At 43.3% G+C, this 15,453-nt stretch carries 11 protein-coding genes; 4 read left to right on the top strand and 7 right to left on the bottom strand.

The genetic code is table 11. The annotated features are described in order from the left end of the window. Window positions 1–65: 65 nt before the first annotated feature. The gene (locus tag G1O98_RS19645; protein WP_163930787.1) at window positions 66–1,373 is read right to left on the bottom strand and encodes an HlyD family efflux transporter periplasmic adaptor subunit; all 1,308 of its coding nucleotides are present in this window, start codon (window positions 1,371–1,373) and stop codon (window positions 66–68) included. A gap of 255 nt (window positions 1,374–1,628) precedes the next feature. Here G1O98_RS19645 and G1O98_RS19640 point away from each other — a divergent pair, with 255 nt between their 5' ends. Then, window positions 1,629–2,243 (top strand): TetR/AcrR family transcriptional regulator, encoded by a 615-nt coding sequence (locus G1O98_RS19640; protein WP_163930785.1) that lies wholly within the window; start codon window positions 1,629–1,631, stop codon window positions 2,241–2,243. Window positions 2,244–2,423: 180 nt separating this feature from the next. On the opposite strand, the gene infC is transcribed toward G1O98_RS19640, so the two are convergent. Further along, complete coding sequence (gene infC, locus G1O98_RS19635; protein WP_258169853.1) at window positions 2,424–2,891, bottom strand: translation initiation factor IF-3; 468 nt, start codon at window positions 2,889–2,891, stop codon at window positions 2,424–2,426. A 258-nt stretch (window positions 2,892–3,149) separates the two neighbouring features. Between infC and G1O98_RS19630 the strand changes: the two genes are divergently transcribed. Further along, window positions 3,150–4,481: a DEAD/DEAH box helicase gene (locus G1O98_RS19630; protein ID WP_163930782.1), complete on the top strand. Its 1,332-nt coding sequence runs from the start codon at window positions 3,150–3,152 to the stop codon at window positions 4,479–4,481. A 90-nt stretch (window positions 4,482–4,571) separates the two neighbouring features. Here G1O98_RS19630 and G1O98_RS19625 read toward each other — a convergent pair whose 3' ends face one another. Continuing rightward, the gene (locus tag G1O98_RS19625; RefSeq protein ID WP_163930778.1) at window positions 4,572–5,786 is read right to left on the bottom strand and encodes a DUF790 family protein; all 1,215 of its coding nucleotides are present in this window, start codon (window positions 5,784–5,786) and stop codon (window positions 4,572–4,574) included. After that, complete coding sequence (locus tag G1O98_RS19620) at window positions 5,716–7,317, bottom strand: DEAD/DEAH box helicase family protein (RefSeq protein ID WP_163930775.1); 1,602 nt, start codon at window positions 7,315–7,317, stop codon at window positions 5,716–5,718. The genes G1O98_RS19625 and G1O98_RS19620 overlap by 71 nt, the downstream gene beginning before the upstream one ends. A 121-nt stretch (window positions 7,318–7,438) precedes the next feature. On the opposite strand from G1O98_RS19620, the gene G1O98_RS19615 reads away from it, so the two are divergent. Continuing rightward, window positions 7,439–8,740 (top strand): adenylate/guanylate cyclase domain-containing protein, encoded by a 1,302-nt coding sequence (locus tag G1O98_RS19615; protein WP_163930773.1) that lies wholly within the window; start codon window positions 7,439–7,441, stop codon window positions 8,738–8,740. Window positions 8,741–9,036: 296 nt separating this feature from the next. Next, window positions 9,037–12,156, top strand: coding sequence for a PAS domain S-box protein (locus G1O98_RS19610; RefSeq protein WP_163930771.1), 3,120 nt, complete (start codon window positions 9,037–9,039; stop codon window positions 12,154–12,156). Window positions 12,157–12,688: 532 nt separating this feature from the next. Here G1O98_RS19610 and G1O98_RS19605 read toward each other — a convergent pair. The 3 genes from G1O98_RS19605 to G1O98_RS19595 form a co-directional block, all read right to left on the bottom strand. Next, on the bottom strand, window positions 12,689–13,507 hold the full coding sequence (locus tag G1O98_RS19605) for a type 1 glutamine amidotransferase (RefSeq protein WP_163930768.1): 819 nt from the start codon (window positions 13,505–13,507) through the stop codon (window positions 12,689–12,691). An 88-nt stretch (window positions 13,508–13,595) separates the two neighbouring features. Then, entirely contained in the window at window positions 13,596–14,933 is a 1,338-nt protein-coding gene (locus G1O98_RS19600) for a Mur ligase family protein (protein ID WP_163930766.1), read from the bottom strand. Between the two features lie 152 nt (window positions 14,934–15,085). Next, a complete protein-coding gene (locus tag G1O98_RS19595; protein WP_163930764.1) occupies window positions 15,086–15,385 on the bottom strand; it encodes a hypothetical protein in 300 nt (99 codons plus the stop codon). Window positions 15,386–15,453 lie beyond the last annotated feature (68 nt).

Raw genomic sequence — 15,453 nt, 5'->3', positions numbered from 1 at the left:
GATGGGGAAGATGGGGGAGATGAGGGGGACAAGAAGAATGCCCAATGCCCAATTCCCAATTCCCTTTAAAGTTCAATTACCGCCTTGACTTGCAAATTAGTTAAGCTAGAAGCGTTTTGGCTAGATAGTTTATTCAGTTGCACATGGACTTCTACGACTCTGGCATCAATATTGCTAGAGGGATCAGCATTGATCAGATTTTGCCGCTTTACCTGCATACCAATCCAATCCACTCTTCCCTCTAATTCATTACGTAGGGAATCACTACTTACCCGCACATCTTGTCCCGGACGCACTCTCTTGATATCACTTTGGTAGACTTCTACTACTGCATACATCTGGTCGGTTTGACCTAGAGCCACAATTCCTTCATCGCCAACAGTTTCTCCGGCTCGTGTATTAATCTCCAAAATTCGACCGGCTTTAGGAGCCACAACATAAGCTTGCGCCAGTTCTGCTCTAATTTTTTCTACAGTGGCTTGAGCGCTGTCTACCTCTGCTTGTGCATTTGCTATATCTGTTGGACGGACTTCAGCAGTTTGATTCAGGTTAGCTTTTGCTTCGTTAATCTGCTGTTGTAAGCTGGCGATGGTTTGATCCTGGTTAGCTTTTGCTTCGTTGAGTTGCTGTTGTAGGGTAGCCACAGTTCTTGTCTGAGTAGCTTGGCTTTCAATTAACGCTTGAGTGGAAGTTTCGGCGTTTAAACGTCTGCTATCAACTTCCTGGCTAGAAATTGCTCCTGCTTTATATAAAGTCTCGTAGCGCTGCACGTCAGCTTGGGCATTACGTCTCTCGGCTGCGACGCGAGCCACTGTTGCTTGCAAGCTCCGTTGTTGTCCAAGGAGTTCTGCTTCTATACGATTAATTGTGGCTTGTTGGGTTTTAATATTTCCTTCTAGTTCTACTTGCAGACGATTCACAGTAGCTTGACGCGCTCCAATTTCTCCCTGTTTTGCTCCAGCTTTTACCTGATTAAGGCGGGTTTTGGCAACTTGAACTTGTTTTTGTGCTTCAATCAAACTAGCTTGTAGGCGATCGCGGTTGTCCATAATCGCAATTACCTGCCCAGCTTTGATAGAATCGCCTTCTTTTACCAATAGTTGCTCTACCCGATTTCCTTCAGTAGAAGAAGGTGCTGACAGTTTTATTACTTCTCCCTTTGGTTCCAACCGCCCTAATGCTGTGACTGTTTTTACCACAGGCTGAACTGCTACTGGGGTTTTTTGTTTTTCATTAGCTGTAGCCTGGAACTTCATCACAGCATAAACACTGATTCCGCCTATTGCTAGAGCTGTAATTATTGCAAGTAGAACAGGCGATCGCACAAGATTCTGAGAAGACCTTAAACCCTCTGAATTCCTGTTTTGCTCCATACTATTATTCCCTTTACCACCAGTAGCAACTTGTACTAAACTGTACAGTTCAATTTATGCTAAACTAAACTGACTAGTTTAGTCAAGATGATACAACTAAACTTCTCAATCAGTTGGCTCGGCATTATGCAGCGAAATGGTATTCATTCCTACCCCCTGCCCCCTTCAACAAAGGGCATATTGATTTTCGCCATTTTCTACTAGGGCATTTTGCAGCATCTATTAATATTGTTTATAAGAAAGGATGATTAATAAATGGTACGCATCAAAACTGACGAAGTTGATCGAGATAATTCCGTTGATAAAGTAGAGCAAATTCTGCAAGGGGCAATGCAAGAGTTTCTCCAAAATGGCTATGCTGGTACAAGCATGGATCGGGTAGCAGTAGCAGCAGGTGTTTCTAAAGCGACAGTCTATAGCCACTTTCAAGATAAAGAAGGACTTTTTAAAGTACTGTTAGAGCAACTGACAAGCAAAAAGAACAACTCAATTTTTGGCACAGAACCGATTGAGGGAGAACCAGCCACCATACTGCGCCAGGTAGCAACCAAAGCATTAGATCAGATGCTTAACGACAAAGAGCATAGTGCATTTATGCGAGTATTAATTGGGGAATCTGGGCGTTTTCCTGAGTTATCTCAAATTTGTGTTCGGGTGATGATTAAGCCAGTAGCGGAAACTCTCACTCAGTACTTGGCGGCTCCAGAACTAAAAATACCTGACCCAGAGGCAACAGCAAGAATTCTTTTAGGGGCATTGGTGCATTTTCATATTACTCAAAATGTAATGCATGGACAGGACATTGTGCCAATGGAAAGCGATCGCCTGATTGATGCGTTGACACACCTAATCACTAAATGCGCCGATTGATTGGCTATGTCCCATTATTAGCTGATGGAGTGCTGTTGCCTATCCTCTGGCTTTTTTGGTTTCTTAGCTTTGAGCTAAAATCCCACGGCTTGATCTGAAAACGAGCAATAGCAATGTTTTCATAGCCGTGGGAGTTTTAAAAGCTGGCACAAATACATCCTCCAGCGATCGCAAGATTAACTAGGCAGGAATGACTTGAACAATTAGTGAGCGTTTATCCAGTGACTGGATTTTACCTACTTGACTGAGGTCTTTTGCAATTCTGTCTAGCAGTTCTCCTGCTTGGTCACGATATTGATGTTCTCGGCCTCGTAAACGAATGGCAAACTTCACCGAATCGCCTTTACTCAACCAACCAACTGCTTTTTCAATACGTAAATTGTAATCAGCAATACCCACGTTTAAACCGAAACGAACTTCTTTTACCGTAGGTCTAGCACTCTGGCTCTGACGTTTTTTCTTTTGATACTGAAGCTTGCCATAATTCAGGATTTTGGCGATTGGGGCCTCTTTGCCTTGAGAGACTACAACCAAGTCAAGCTCTAGGCTCTCGGCTAACTGTAGCGCCTCATTGGTGTCGATTAGACCACGATTGTTATTCTCATGGTCAATCAAGAAGACATGAGGTGACTTGATTTGTGAATTAATCAGTTGCTTTTGGATTGCGATAACGAATTTCTCCTAATTGTTCAATACTTTATATTCCAAGTAATGCTAATTTAACACAACACTGAATCAGAGCAACTTTAACCACACAATGGGCTACATTCTGTTAGAATGTGGGACTGTGGCACTCGCTCTTCAGTCTTTGCGTTACTGCCCATCCAGCCTTTCAAGACTTTTTTATCCGTCCGCCTAAGACTGACGCTGCCATTGGCGACAGGCCGATGTTACTTTTGGAGTTTTATGAATTTTTCTACTCTCGGCTTGTCCAATGAAATTATCCGTGCGGTTACAGAGCGAGGGTACACCGAACCTACGCCAATTCAAATACAGTCGATTCCTGCCGTCTTATCGGGTAGCGATTTACTAGCTGGGGCACAAACTGGCACTGGAAAAACCGCTAGTTTTACCCTACCGCTTCTACATCGGTTATCGTCCGAGAAGAACATCAAAGTTACATCTAATGGATACCGCCCGATCCGGGCGCTGATTCTCACCCCAACTCGTGAACTCGCTGCCCAAGTGGAAGAAAGCGTGCGCGAGTACGGCAAATACTTGCAGCTAAACTCGATGGTGATGTTTGGCGGAGTCGGTATTAATCTGCAAAAACAGCGTTTGAAGAACCGAGTGGATATCTTGGTTGCTACTCCAGGGCGACTGCTGGATCACGTACAGCAGGGCACGCTGAACCTGTCACATATTGAAGTTTTAGTTCTAGATGAAGCAGATCGGATGCTGGACATGGGCTTTATCCATGATATCCGCCGCATTCTTGCACTTTTGCCCAAAAAGCGACAAAATTTGCTATTCTTCGCTACTTTTTCGGACAAAATTAAAGCACTAGCCGCCGGGTTGCTCAATAACCCGAAGATGATTGAAGTGGCACGCCGCAACGTCACCGCCGAGACAATCGCCCAAAAAATTTACCAAGTAGACCGTGACAAGAAACGTCAATTACTTGCTCACCTGATTCGGCGAGATAATTGGTATCAAGTACTAGTGTTTACTCGTACCAAGTATGGCGCTGACCGTTTAGTTAAGCAGTTGGGTGAAGACCGCATTCAAGCACTGGCAATCCACGGAAATAAGAGTCAGCCAGTGCGTACCAATGCTCTGGCAAAGTTCAAGAATGGTAGCTTACAGGTATTGGTGGCTACAGACATTGCTGCTAGAGGTCTTGACATCAGCGAACTACCCCATGTAGTCAACTTTGATCTACCTAATGTACCGGAAGATTATGTTCATCGCATTGGGCGAACTGGTCGTGCTGGTGCGTCAGGTGAAGCCGTATCGCTGGTGTGTGTTGATGAATACAGTCTATTGACAGATATCGAAAAACTGATTGAGCAACGTTTGCCAAGGGAAGTAGTGGCTGGCTTTGGCCCTAACCCCAATACAACGGCCGAACCAATCCCCAATGGACGGCAACACAGACCCAAATCTGGAGGTGAAAAGCGATCGCCTCGGACTCCTAAACCGTTACCACGGACATCGGCTAAACGTAAAGCAGCGCCACCCGCGACTAATGGCGAGAAGCCTGGGGCTCGTTCGTCCGCATCGCGCCGTTCTAAGTAGGGACAAGGGATTGGGGACTGGGGACTGGGAATGAGGGAAGACTTTTCCTGAAATATCTAATAGCAAATACCTAGTTCCCACTCCCCATAATCAATCCATTACAGCTAAGACAGCTTTCGGCAATAACTTATCTTTAAACCAAACAATTCTGGCGGGGACATCATTTAATTTTACTCCCGCCTTTTCTAAATTAAGTCGCTCGGAAATTGCCAAAATTAAGTCATCACGTCCAGCCCGCCGCACCTGAGAAAACTTCTTTTGTAAATATTCTGGCCGCCAATAACCAACAATTTCTAATAAGAAAGTGCGTCCATCAGAATGCACCAAGCGAAAATCGGGAATCATCACACTACCGGGAATCGGTATTAAATCAACTTCTCGTTCTAATGCCCAACCGCTTTTCAAAGCATCCCACTTATCAGCAAAGGATGCTTCTAACATACTATCGTAAGGCTTTCCGGGCGGATAGTGGGATACTAAACCACATTCAGAATTGAGGGTGAAACGTCCAGTTTTCCAACTATTTGTATAAGCATCGCGGGTTTGGAGAATGGAAGAAAGACTCCATTTAGTAACGTGAAGTAAAGCAGGAATAAGTTTAGCGATCGCTAACCCATATCGTGTACTAGGATTAAACAAACTCGTCGGCCCATCAATGGTAATTGTAAATCCGTGGTCAGCATCGCCTTCAATATAAGCCATTAGTTGAAACAACTTTAGATAGCGAAATAACAGCTTATATTCACCTGGAACATTGCGATGAGCATTTAACACCAGTTGACTGGCCTTGTAAAATACACCCTGTACCTGAGATAAGTTATATCGATTTAACACATCTGGCGCTGTCGGTGCATCGAAAACAGTCAAAATTTTATTTTCAGATAAATCAGCATATAACCCATTCCGAACCTGTTCTAATAAAACTTCCCGCTCAAGTTCTTGAGTTAACTCATCAGCAATTTTACTTAGAGTAACTTGGGTTGATTCTCGACTAGAAACAGACTTTGCAGCCAACGAAAACACCCGTTCTCTTAACATCTGTGGTTCCAAAGGACTAACCACCTCAAAAGTACAAAAACTGCTTTTGAGAATATAAGCTAACCCTCGCTTCACCCGATAATCTGTAGAATCTCCTTCAAAATCAGTCAATTGTCGCTCAAGCACACCCTGAGTCTTACCCACTGCTGATTGAAAATAATTAATTAACTCAATCGCCAACTCCGAAGTTCCCCGATCAATCTTCAGTCTCTTCGGAATGATCTCCTCCCCGTTTTGGCGATGCATCAGTAAATCTGTCGGTAACATCTGAATTCTGGATTTTAGATTTTGAACTTCCCGTTGAATAATTAATTTCTAACTGTTCCGCCGCCTTCAAACTCCGTTCCTTCCCACTCCCATACACAACCTGTAACTTCCCTTCCTTCTCTTTCTTCCCTTCGTGTCCTTCGCGCCTTCGCGGTTCGTTATTCCTCTCCCCTCTCCGCCTAGCCGAAGTTCCTTCCTCACTCGTATCCTCCGCCACCACCTCATACAAAATCGCCTGCTTATTCTCAATATTCCCCTTCCGTAAAATCCTTCCCAATCGCTGAGTATACTCCCTAGCCGAACCCGTCCCCGATAAAATAATTGCAACAGTTGCCGCAGGTACATCAACGCCTTCATTCAACACATGAGAAGCAACCAAAGTATTATATTTACCCTCTCGAAACTTAGTTAATATCTCATGCCGTTCCTTCACAGGAGTTTGATGAGTAATTGCCGGAATTAGCAACTCTTGAGAAATGCGATAAACCGTTGCATTATCAGCAGTAAAAATCAAAATTCTTGCTGGATAATGTTCTGCCAATAAATTAATCAAAATTCGCAACTTCCCATCAGTCCCCAAAGCGATATCTTTCGCTTCCCGGTGCGCTAACATCGCCCTACGTCCAGATTGCGATCTAGCACTCATTTGCACGAACATTTGCCAACCTTGTAGACTCCCCAAAGAAATCTTTGATTGCTTCAAAAAGTCGTTGCGGGTTTGAATGAGTTGATTGTATCTTTCTCGCTCAAGTTGCGATAACTTTACTTTAATTTGGACAATTTCATGTTCTGCTAACGCCTGACCCGCCAAATCTTCGGCGCGTTTGCGATATACTTCTTCACCAATCAGAATATTTAAATCAGCGTGTTTACCATCAGTGCGTTCTGGTGTAGCAGAGAGTCCCAGACGATAAGGTGCGATCGCATATTCAGCGATAACCCGATTAAAATCTGTCGGTAAATGATGGCATTCATCAAAAACAATCAGTGCATATTGATTTCCCAAGGTTTCGGCGTGAATTGCGGCACTATCATAAGTTGCAACTAAGATAGCTGTTCTATCCCGCGAACCACCTCCCAGCAATCCCACCTCAGCATCGGGGAAAGCTGCTACCAAATGTGCATACCACTGATGCATTAAATCTAGAGTTGGCACCACAATCAGCGTCGTGCGCGGCGTTGATTGCATCGCCATTTGTGCTAAATAAGTCTTTCCCGCCGCCGTGGGAAGCACAACTACTCCCTGCCTACCCGCCAGTTTCCAAGCCGCTAACGCCTCAGTCTGGTGTGGATAGGGTTCCATTTCCAAAGTCGGAACCAAATCTACAGGATAAAATTGCTTGGCCTCATCGATAAAATTCACATCTTCCGCTTGTAGTGCTTCTACTAGCGATCGGTATCTAATTGCTGGAATGCGGAATTTTTCAACTCTATCATCCCACGTAGCATAATCCATCCAACCTTTGCCGCGTGGTGGTGGATGCAAAATTAATGTGCCACGATCAAAATTTAGTGTAGGGGTACGAGCCATTTATGGGAATTGGGAATTGGGAATTGGGGATTGGGTATGGGGGATTGGGCATTGGTTGGTAATTTTCCATTCGCCATGCCCCATTCCCTAGTCTATTGATTACTAATAACGCAAAAAGTGCATGATTCATCCAAGTAACTCAGATAAAACCCAACTAGATGCGCTCATTAGTCACGGAATGTCCAATCGGCAAACCAACAATAACCTTGCCGAATCCTACAAAGAACAGCGACAGAGCTTTCTACTGAAACGGCTACAATTGCAGGCGCAAATTATGCTAGTAGTTGGCTTGACTTTAATCGCTTTTTCCCTTTGGGAAAATTCATATCTAGAAGCCAAGATATACGCCTTTAAAATTGGGATTGTCGTAGAATTATTCACTCTTATTTGTTGGGGTTTATGTAAAACTCCTATCGGTCGTCGCCATCCTGATTTAATTTTTTTGAGTTTATGCTGGGCTGTAACTTGTGTTGTCCAAATTGATATAGCTTTATTGTTTAATAATCTGGAACCTAGAAGCAATATTTGGACTCTGATGTTTCTCACTCAGGCTACAATTATACCAGTTCAATGGTGGATGCATTTAATATCTCAATTTGGAACAATAATTTGCTATTTAACATTATATTTCTTATATAATCCTATATTGAAGAATCCATCAGCTTTTTATGCTGAACAAGGATTATACTTTTTTTGGACTTGCATAATTTGTGTATTTTCTGTATTTTTATACGAACGCTTGCGAAAAAAAGAATTTTATGCGCGTAAAGCAATGGAACTGGCGCAGCAAAAATCGGAACGGCTGCTACTAAATATTTTGCCAGGGATGATTGCAGAACAATTAAAACAACAGCCTACAACTATTGCTGATAGTTTTATGGAAGTTACGGTATTATTTGCCGATATTGTTGGTTTTACAGAGCTTTCAGCTCGTACATCTCCTACGGAATTAGTTGAGTTATTAAATACAATATTCTGTTTGTTTGACCAATTAGCAGAACTTCACGGAGTAGAGAAAATCAAGACTATTGGCGACGCATATATGGCTGTTGCCGGATTGCCAAATCAGTCTAACGATCATGCTTCAGCAATAGCTAATATGGCGTTGGATATGCAAAATTCTATAGCTATCTTTAATGCAGAAAATAATCAATTATTTAGCATCCGTATTGGCATTAGTACAGGATCAGTTGTAGCGGGAGTGATTGGTCTGAAAAAGTTTGCTTACGATCTCTGGGGAGATACAGTAAATACTGCTAGTAGAATGGAATCACATGGAATAGCCGGTAGTATCCAGGTCTGTGAAGCAACTTATCAGCTTTTAAAAGATAAATACTTATTCGATAAACGAGGTTTAATTCAGGTTAAAGGCAAAGGAGAAATGATGACTTATATCCTAAAAGAAGTTAATTTTAAAAATTAATTACAGCTATGCTATTTGACGGATATAGAGAAATATAAAATATATAATTAGAGCGATAAATCTTAGCTATTTAACCTCTGCTAAAACTAAGCTTTAATCCCTTAGATAGATTCACAGCAAATAACTGCTTTAATGTGTATTATTTCGATGCATAATAAATATTGAGCGATGTCTACGACGGGCTGTGACGCTCTCTACGAGACGCTAGAAGCGAACGCAGACTGGCTAACGCATCGCATTCTCTAGCTGATTTTGGGAATAATCCTTTAGCTAGCTGCATAAAAGGAGAAGCCACATTGAAAGGAACACGTTCCCTTCTAGCGCCCTATGCTGTTGCACTATTGGCTGTTGGTAGCGCATTGCTACTAACACTATTGCTACAGCCACTACTGAAACCAACTATTTTCCTGCTGTTTTTTGCTGCCGTAGCGGTTAGTGCTTGGTATGGTGGTATGGAAGCAGGATTGCTGGCTACTGCTTTGTCTACTTTAACTGTTAGCTATTTTTTCTTAGAGCCAGTGTTTTCGCTCTCGGTTGCGAGTCTAGATAACATAAGACGGTTAGGCTTGTTTGTCCTGGTGACAACATTCATCACCTTGCTAAACTCAGAGTTACGCACTGCCAAACAACATCTTCAAATGAGTTTGCAGAAGTTAAAAGTGAGCGAGGCAAAGTTTAGAAGGTTGGTAGAGTCCAACATTATTGGGGTAATTGTAGCCAATATGGATGGGGCGATCGCAGAAGCTAATGATGCTTTTTTACGAATGGTAGGTTATTCGCAAGAAGATTTACTTGCTGGGCGGGTTCGATGGCGCGACATGATCTCACCAAAATATATTGAAACAAACAACAGTGCGATCGCAGAACTCAAAGCCAAAGGAGTATGTCAGCCTTTTGAGAATGAATACATCCGCAAAGATAACACTCGCGTTCCCATCCTGTTAGGTTCTACTTTGTTAGAAAATAATTCTAACGATATTATCTCTTTTGTCCTTGATTTAAGCGAACGCAAACAGGTAGAGCTTGCCCTATGCCAAAGCGAAGAACGCTACCGCGCTTTTTTAGAGCAGAGTTCAGAAGGTATTTGGTGCATTGAACTAGAAGTACCAATTTCGGTGGACTGTCCAGAAGATGAACAAATTCAACATTTTTACCAATATGTTTACTTAGCCGAATGCAACAATGTGATTGCACAGATGTATGGCTGTTCTCGTGCCGAAGAAATTATCAACGCCAGACTAGGAGATTTTCTCATTGCCTCCGATCCACATAATATTGCATACCTGCGTAATTTTATCCGTTCTAACTACCGATTAATCGATGCAGAGTCTCACGAAATAGATAAGCAAGGTAATTCCAAATATTTTTTGAATAATCTAGTGGGAATTGTCGAAAATGGGTTTTTAGTCAGAGCGTGGGGAACTCAACGCGATATCACAGAACGCAAACGAGCAGAAGCAGCACTACATCAACGAGAAGATCAACTGCGGCTAATTACAAATGCTGTGCCCGTCCAGATTTCTTATGTTGATTCCCAGCAGCGTTATCGCTTTAATAACAAGGGATATGAAGACTGGTTTGGGCTTCCCGCTTCCGAAATTTATGGTAAACACATTAGAGAAATTCTGGGAGAGTCGGTTTATCAGTCAATTCTTCCTTATGTAGAAGCAGTACTTTCTGGAGAGGAAGTCACTTATGAAACCCAATTACCTCATAAAGATGGCACAAACCATTACATAAATGTAAGTTACGTTCCCCAGTTTAGTGAGCAAGGAAAAGTTGAAGGATTTGTTGCCCTAATCACAGATATTACACTTCACAAGTTAGCAGAATTCGCTCTAAAACAGAGCGAGAAACGGTTAAAGACGCTCACCGAAAAAGTCCGCATAATTCCTTGGGAGGTGAATGCCACTACTGGAAATTTTACTTATGTAGGGCCGCAAACCGTTGAGATTCTTGGCTATCCATTATCAGACTGGTACATCGATGATTTCTGGCAAAAACACATGCATCCAGAAGATTGCGAGTGGGCTATTCAGTATTGCCAAGAATCTTCGCTGTCACTAAATAATTACGAATTTGAATACAGAATGTTGGCTGCTGATGGCAGAGTTGTGTGGCTGTATGACATTGTTAATGTTGTGCGGGATGAGAATGGGCCACAGCTACTACATGGGTTTATGCTCGATATTACCGATCGCAAGCAAGCAGAGCAAGAACGCGAACAACTGCTTGAGCGCGAAAAAGCAGCACGCGCCGATGCAGAAGCAGCAAATCGGATGAAGGATGAGTTTCTCGCCACCCTCTCCCACGAACTCCGCACACCCTTAAACGCCATATTGGGTTGGACGCAGCTACTGAGAAATCGCAAGTTTGATGAGGCTACTACTGCGCGGGCGCTAGAAACAATTGAGCGTAACACTAAATCCCTGACGCAACTAATCGAAGATGTCCTAGATGTGTCACGGATTATTAGAGGCACACTTCATCTCAGTATCCATCGGATAAAACTTGTACCACTTGTAGAGGCGGCAATCGATACTGTGCGCCCAGCAGCTGAGGCTAAAGAGATTAACATCAAGTGTAGATTCGATCCTGAAGTTGGGGTAGTTGTGGGTGATACCAACCGCTTGCAACAGGTTGTGTGGAACTTGCTCTCCAACGCCGTCAAGTTTACACCCAAGGGTGGAAGAGTTGATGTGCAATTAGAGCGGATCGAATCTTCCGTGCAAATTCGGGTAAGCGATACGGGAGCGGGAATTGCTGCCGAATTCCTCCCCCATGTATTTGAACGCTTTTGTCAAGCTGACAGTTCCAGCACGCGATCGCATGGCGGACTAGGATTAGGGTTAGCGATCGTCCGTCACTTGGTAGAATTACACGGTGGCACAGTCTCTGTCGAAAGTCTAGGAATTGGACAGGGAGCGACATTCATTGTCAATCTGCCGATGAAAGCCGTTTATGTAGAGGCTAATACAGCAGAGCAGCCTTCATCTCTGGTGGATGTCCCAGAGGCTAATAATTACCTGCCAAGATTAGATGACTTGCGAGTGCTAATTGTCGATGATGAAGCAGACGCGCGTCATTTACTCACCACCATTCTGGGACTGTATGGGGCGCAAGTCATAGCAGCAGCATCTGCTTGTGAAGCTCTGCTTGCTTTGCAACAATTTCACCCCCATATAATGGTGAGCGATATCGGTATGCCACAACAAGATGGCTACGCACTAATTCGTCAAGTGAGGGCGCTACCAACAGATCAAGGAGGGCGGATTCCAGCAGTAGCGCTGACAGCCTATGCTAGGGCAGAAGATCGCACGCAAGCGTTGTTAGCAGGCTTTCAACTCCACGTCCCCAAGCCAGTAAATCCCGCCGAGTTAGCAGTTGTAGTTGCCAACCTCACCGGACGCACTTGAAGAATTAAAAATTAAAAAGTAAAAATTCAAGATGAATTTAATATTTCTTTTGCTTTTTACTTTTGCCTTATTTGATGAATTTTTATAATGGTTTACGAGTATTAAAGGCTTATGAATGAGCCTTTAATACTCGTGAACGGAGTTCAAAGGTGGATTCATCCGGTTCAAATACTCGGCGACGGAGTTTTCCTGATTATCCTGCGATCGTAAATTCAACTTAAGTTCTAACGCTTATCCTACAAGCGTTTTACCCCACCCTAACCCTCCACTTTACAAGGCTACGGTGTACACACAAGTCTTCTAGAGTTGCCCCAGAGCCTTTTGATCCCCCCAACCCCCCTTAAAAAGGGGGGCAAAAACCTCTCAAAGTCCTCCTTTTTAAGGAGTATTTAGGAGGATCTACACAATTTTGGTTTTGTATAGAGATGTGTGTACACCGTAGACTTTACAAGGGGAGGGTTAGAGGGGGTGAGAAGGACTTGTGTGTACACCCTGCCCCGACACGGAGAGAGGCTTAATCAGCGAACTGAGGTTAAACTTTCGCTGCCGCAGCACCCGGTAAACTGACTTTCAACCGCTTAAACATCGCTTCTCTTGCTTGTGCAGCGAGGCTATCGTCAAAAGGTTTTAAGGTAATTTCCTGCTGATACTTTAGCCGCAATGCTGTTTGAATTAACCAATCGGCGACAAAGGGATTTTTCGGTAACAAAGGGCCGTGGGAATAAGTAGCGATCGCATTCTGATAAAATGCTCCTTCTGTCCCATCTTCACCATTATTTCCCAAACCGTACACCACGCGCCCTAAAGCTTCCACTTTTCCCAGTTTGGTACGTCCGCCGTGATTTTCAAAGCCTACCAAATACGGTGTAGTACCAGTCATCTCTTTTAAATCTTGCGCTAGGCGCGAAGCTGTCACTTCAATTACCAAGTTACCAATACAGCGCTTAGTATTTTCACCAGGATGAACCGAGACTAAATCGAGTATTCCCAAACCATCAATCCGTTGTCCTAAGCCTGGTTCATAATAATGTCCCAGTAATTGGGGGGAACCACAGGTAAATACTCCCGGTGTTCCATTTTCGATTTTTTCGCGCATTGCATCAGCTTTCGCACCTTGCAAATCACGCATGACAATTTCTTGCTGACGATCTTGTGCGCCACCACCAACTATGACATCTACAGTTTTAATATCTGCGGCTGTGGCATTTTGATCTAGAGGTAATACTTTAACATCGTATCCCCGCCACTCGGCGCGACGTTCTATAGTAATTACATTACCGCGATCGCCATAGGTACTCATCAGCGTCGGATAAAGCCAACCTATTGTTAATTCCAAATTTTGAGAACTCATAAATTTTGGGAAAGGGGAATTGGGAATTGGGAATGGGGAATTGGGACGAGAATAACTACTGACGAATGACGAATGACAAATGACAAATTTAAAGAATTTTTCGCCCAGTAAGAACTTCTCGCACTTCTAGCATGGCTGAGTAGGTGGGGAGAATATGCAGAGTTTCATTCTCTGGTGTATGCTCTAATGCAGTTGCGATCGCTTGTCGCAAATCTTCTTCCACAATTAAATTTAAGTTACTCTCAAGGGACTTTTGGCTGTAACGTAGACGTAGTGCCATATCGTAGACGCGATCGCCACTCACTACTAAAGTCCCGCCGCGTTCAACTAATTTCTCGGTATCTACGTCCCAAATCCAGGATACATCAGTGCCATCGGGTGTGCGATCGTTCAATACCAGCAGTGTAGTTTTATCTGTGCTTTGAGTTACTACGCGAATGGTTTCATTCGTCCCTACGGGATTTTTTGATAACAATATTCGCACTCGTTTACCGTTAATTACTAAATCTTCTGCACGACCAAAGGCAGCTTGGAAGTTGTTAATAGTGTCTCTGATCGTTACTTCATCAACTCCTAGCTCAATAGCCGCAGTAGCAGCAGCTAAAGTATTATATTTGTTGTACAAACCAACCAGAATTTGTGACCATTCACTACTTTCTAGAGTCGGTTTACTTTTAGTGAAACCACACTTGGGACAAGTGAAATCTCCCAAATGAGACAAATAGACACCCTTGTAATCTAGAGAATGTCCACATTTGGGGCAATAGATAGAATCAACAGCGTGAGGAATAGCTTCTAGATAGTGTTCTGGTTCATTTAAGCCAAAGAATAACACTCGTTGCGGTAACTGCTGACCAAGGTTAGATAAAGTTGGGTCATCAGCATTAGGAATTACCACCGTTTCTGTTGGTAGGGTAGAAATAACTTTTGTCCAACGTTTACTAATTGTATCTACTTCGCCGTACCTATCAAGCTGGTCGCGGAACAAGTTTAAACAGAGAATAATTCGCGGCTGGAGTGGCTTTAATACTCTTGGTACAATATTTTCATCCACTTCCAAAATGGCGTAATCAGTATTTAGCGTGCCTAGTAAGTTGGTGCTTTCTAACAGCGCCGTCATCAAGCCATTTTCTAGATTTGCACCTGTAGAATTATGAGTGACGCGAAAACCCTTGCGCTCTAGGATTGTGCATAAAAGCAGGGCTGTAGTGGTTTTGCCGTTAGTACCAGCAATTAAAATCACTCCATTTTTAACTTGCTGACTCAATAATTGTAAAAGTCGGGGTTCAATGCGACGAGCAATCGAGCCTGGTAATACACTAGCAGCACCCAGACGGAGCGATCGCACTATAAACGTCACACTTTTTGCCACTGACACTGCGAAACCCAATCGCAGCCTATCTATGAATTGAATTTTGTTTCCCACATCTGTACCCTAGTCTTCTGGCGTTGCTAATTGAAAGTATTTAATTGCAAATTTAATATGCGTGAGTTTAGCGAATCCTGACTGAAAAAGCCAGCTTCTTAATTTTGAGGTAGGGGGAAGGGGGCAGGCTTTCAAGGGCAGGTTTTTATTTTTTAGGCAGAAGAGAAGTAGAGATTAGTAGTCCAAGGTTGAGGGAAAAAGTGACCAAAAGGGAGAGGCTGACCCAATAACAAAGCAACGATAACTTTGATGAAACCACGACGGAAACAACTCAGAAGGCGTGTGGGTTGGAGAGCAGGCGGTAAATTATGTGCCACATGATTTGCTGCTTCGTCATCATTCCCAGATCCATTACTCCACATTGCCAGTACCTTCGCCTGTGGCTGACTTAAGTGTGGTAGCTTTGCGCTAACGATCACTATCCAGCTGTTTAAACCTGAATACTCGTTCATGACCTGCTTTATGTCACGATGTTTTATTCTATCTTTTACCCTTTTCTAAAAACCTGCCCTTGAAAGCT

Source organism: Nostoc sp. UIC 10630, from assembly GCF_010747425.1.
GTDB lineage: Bacteria > Cyanobacteriota > Cyanobacteriia > Cyanobacteriales > Nostocaceae > Nostoc.
The sequence above is the reverse complement of the archived record's forward strand: the minus strand, read 5'-3'. Positions and strand labels throughout refer to the sequence as shown.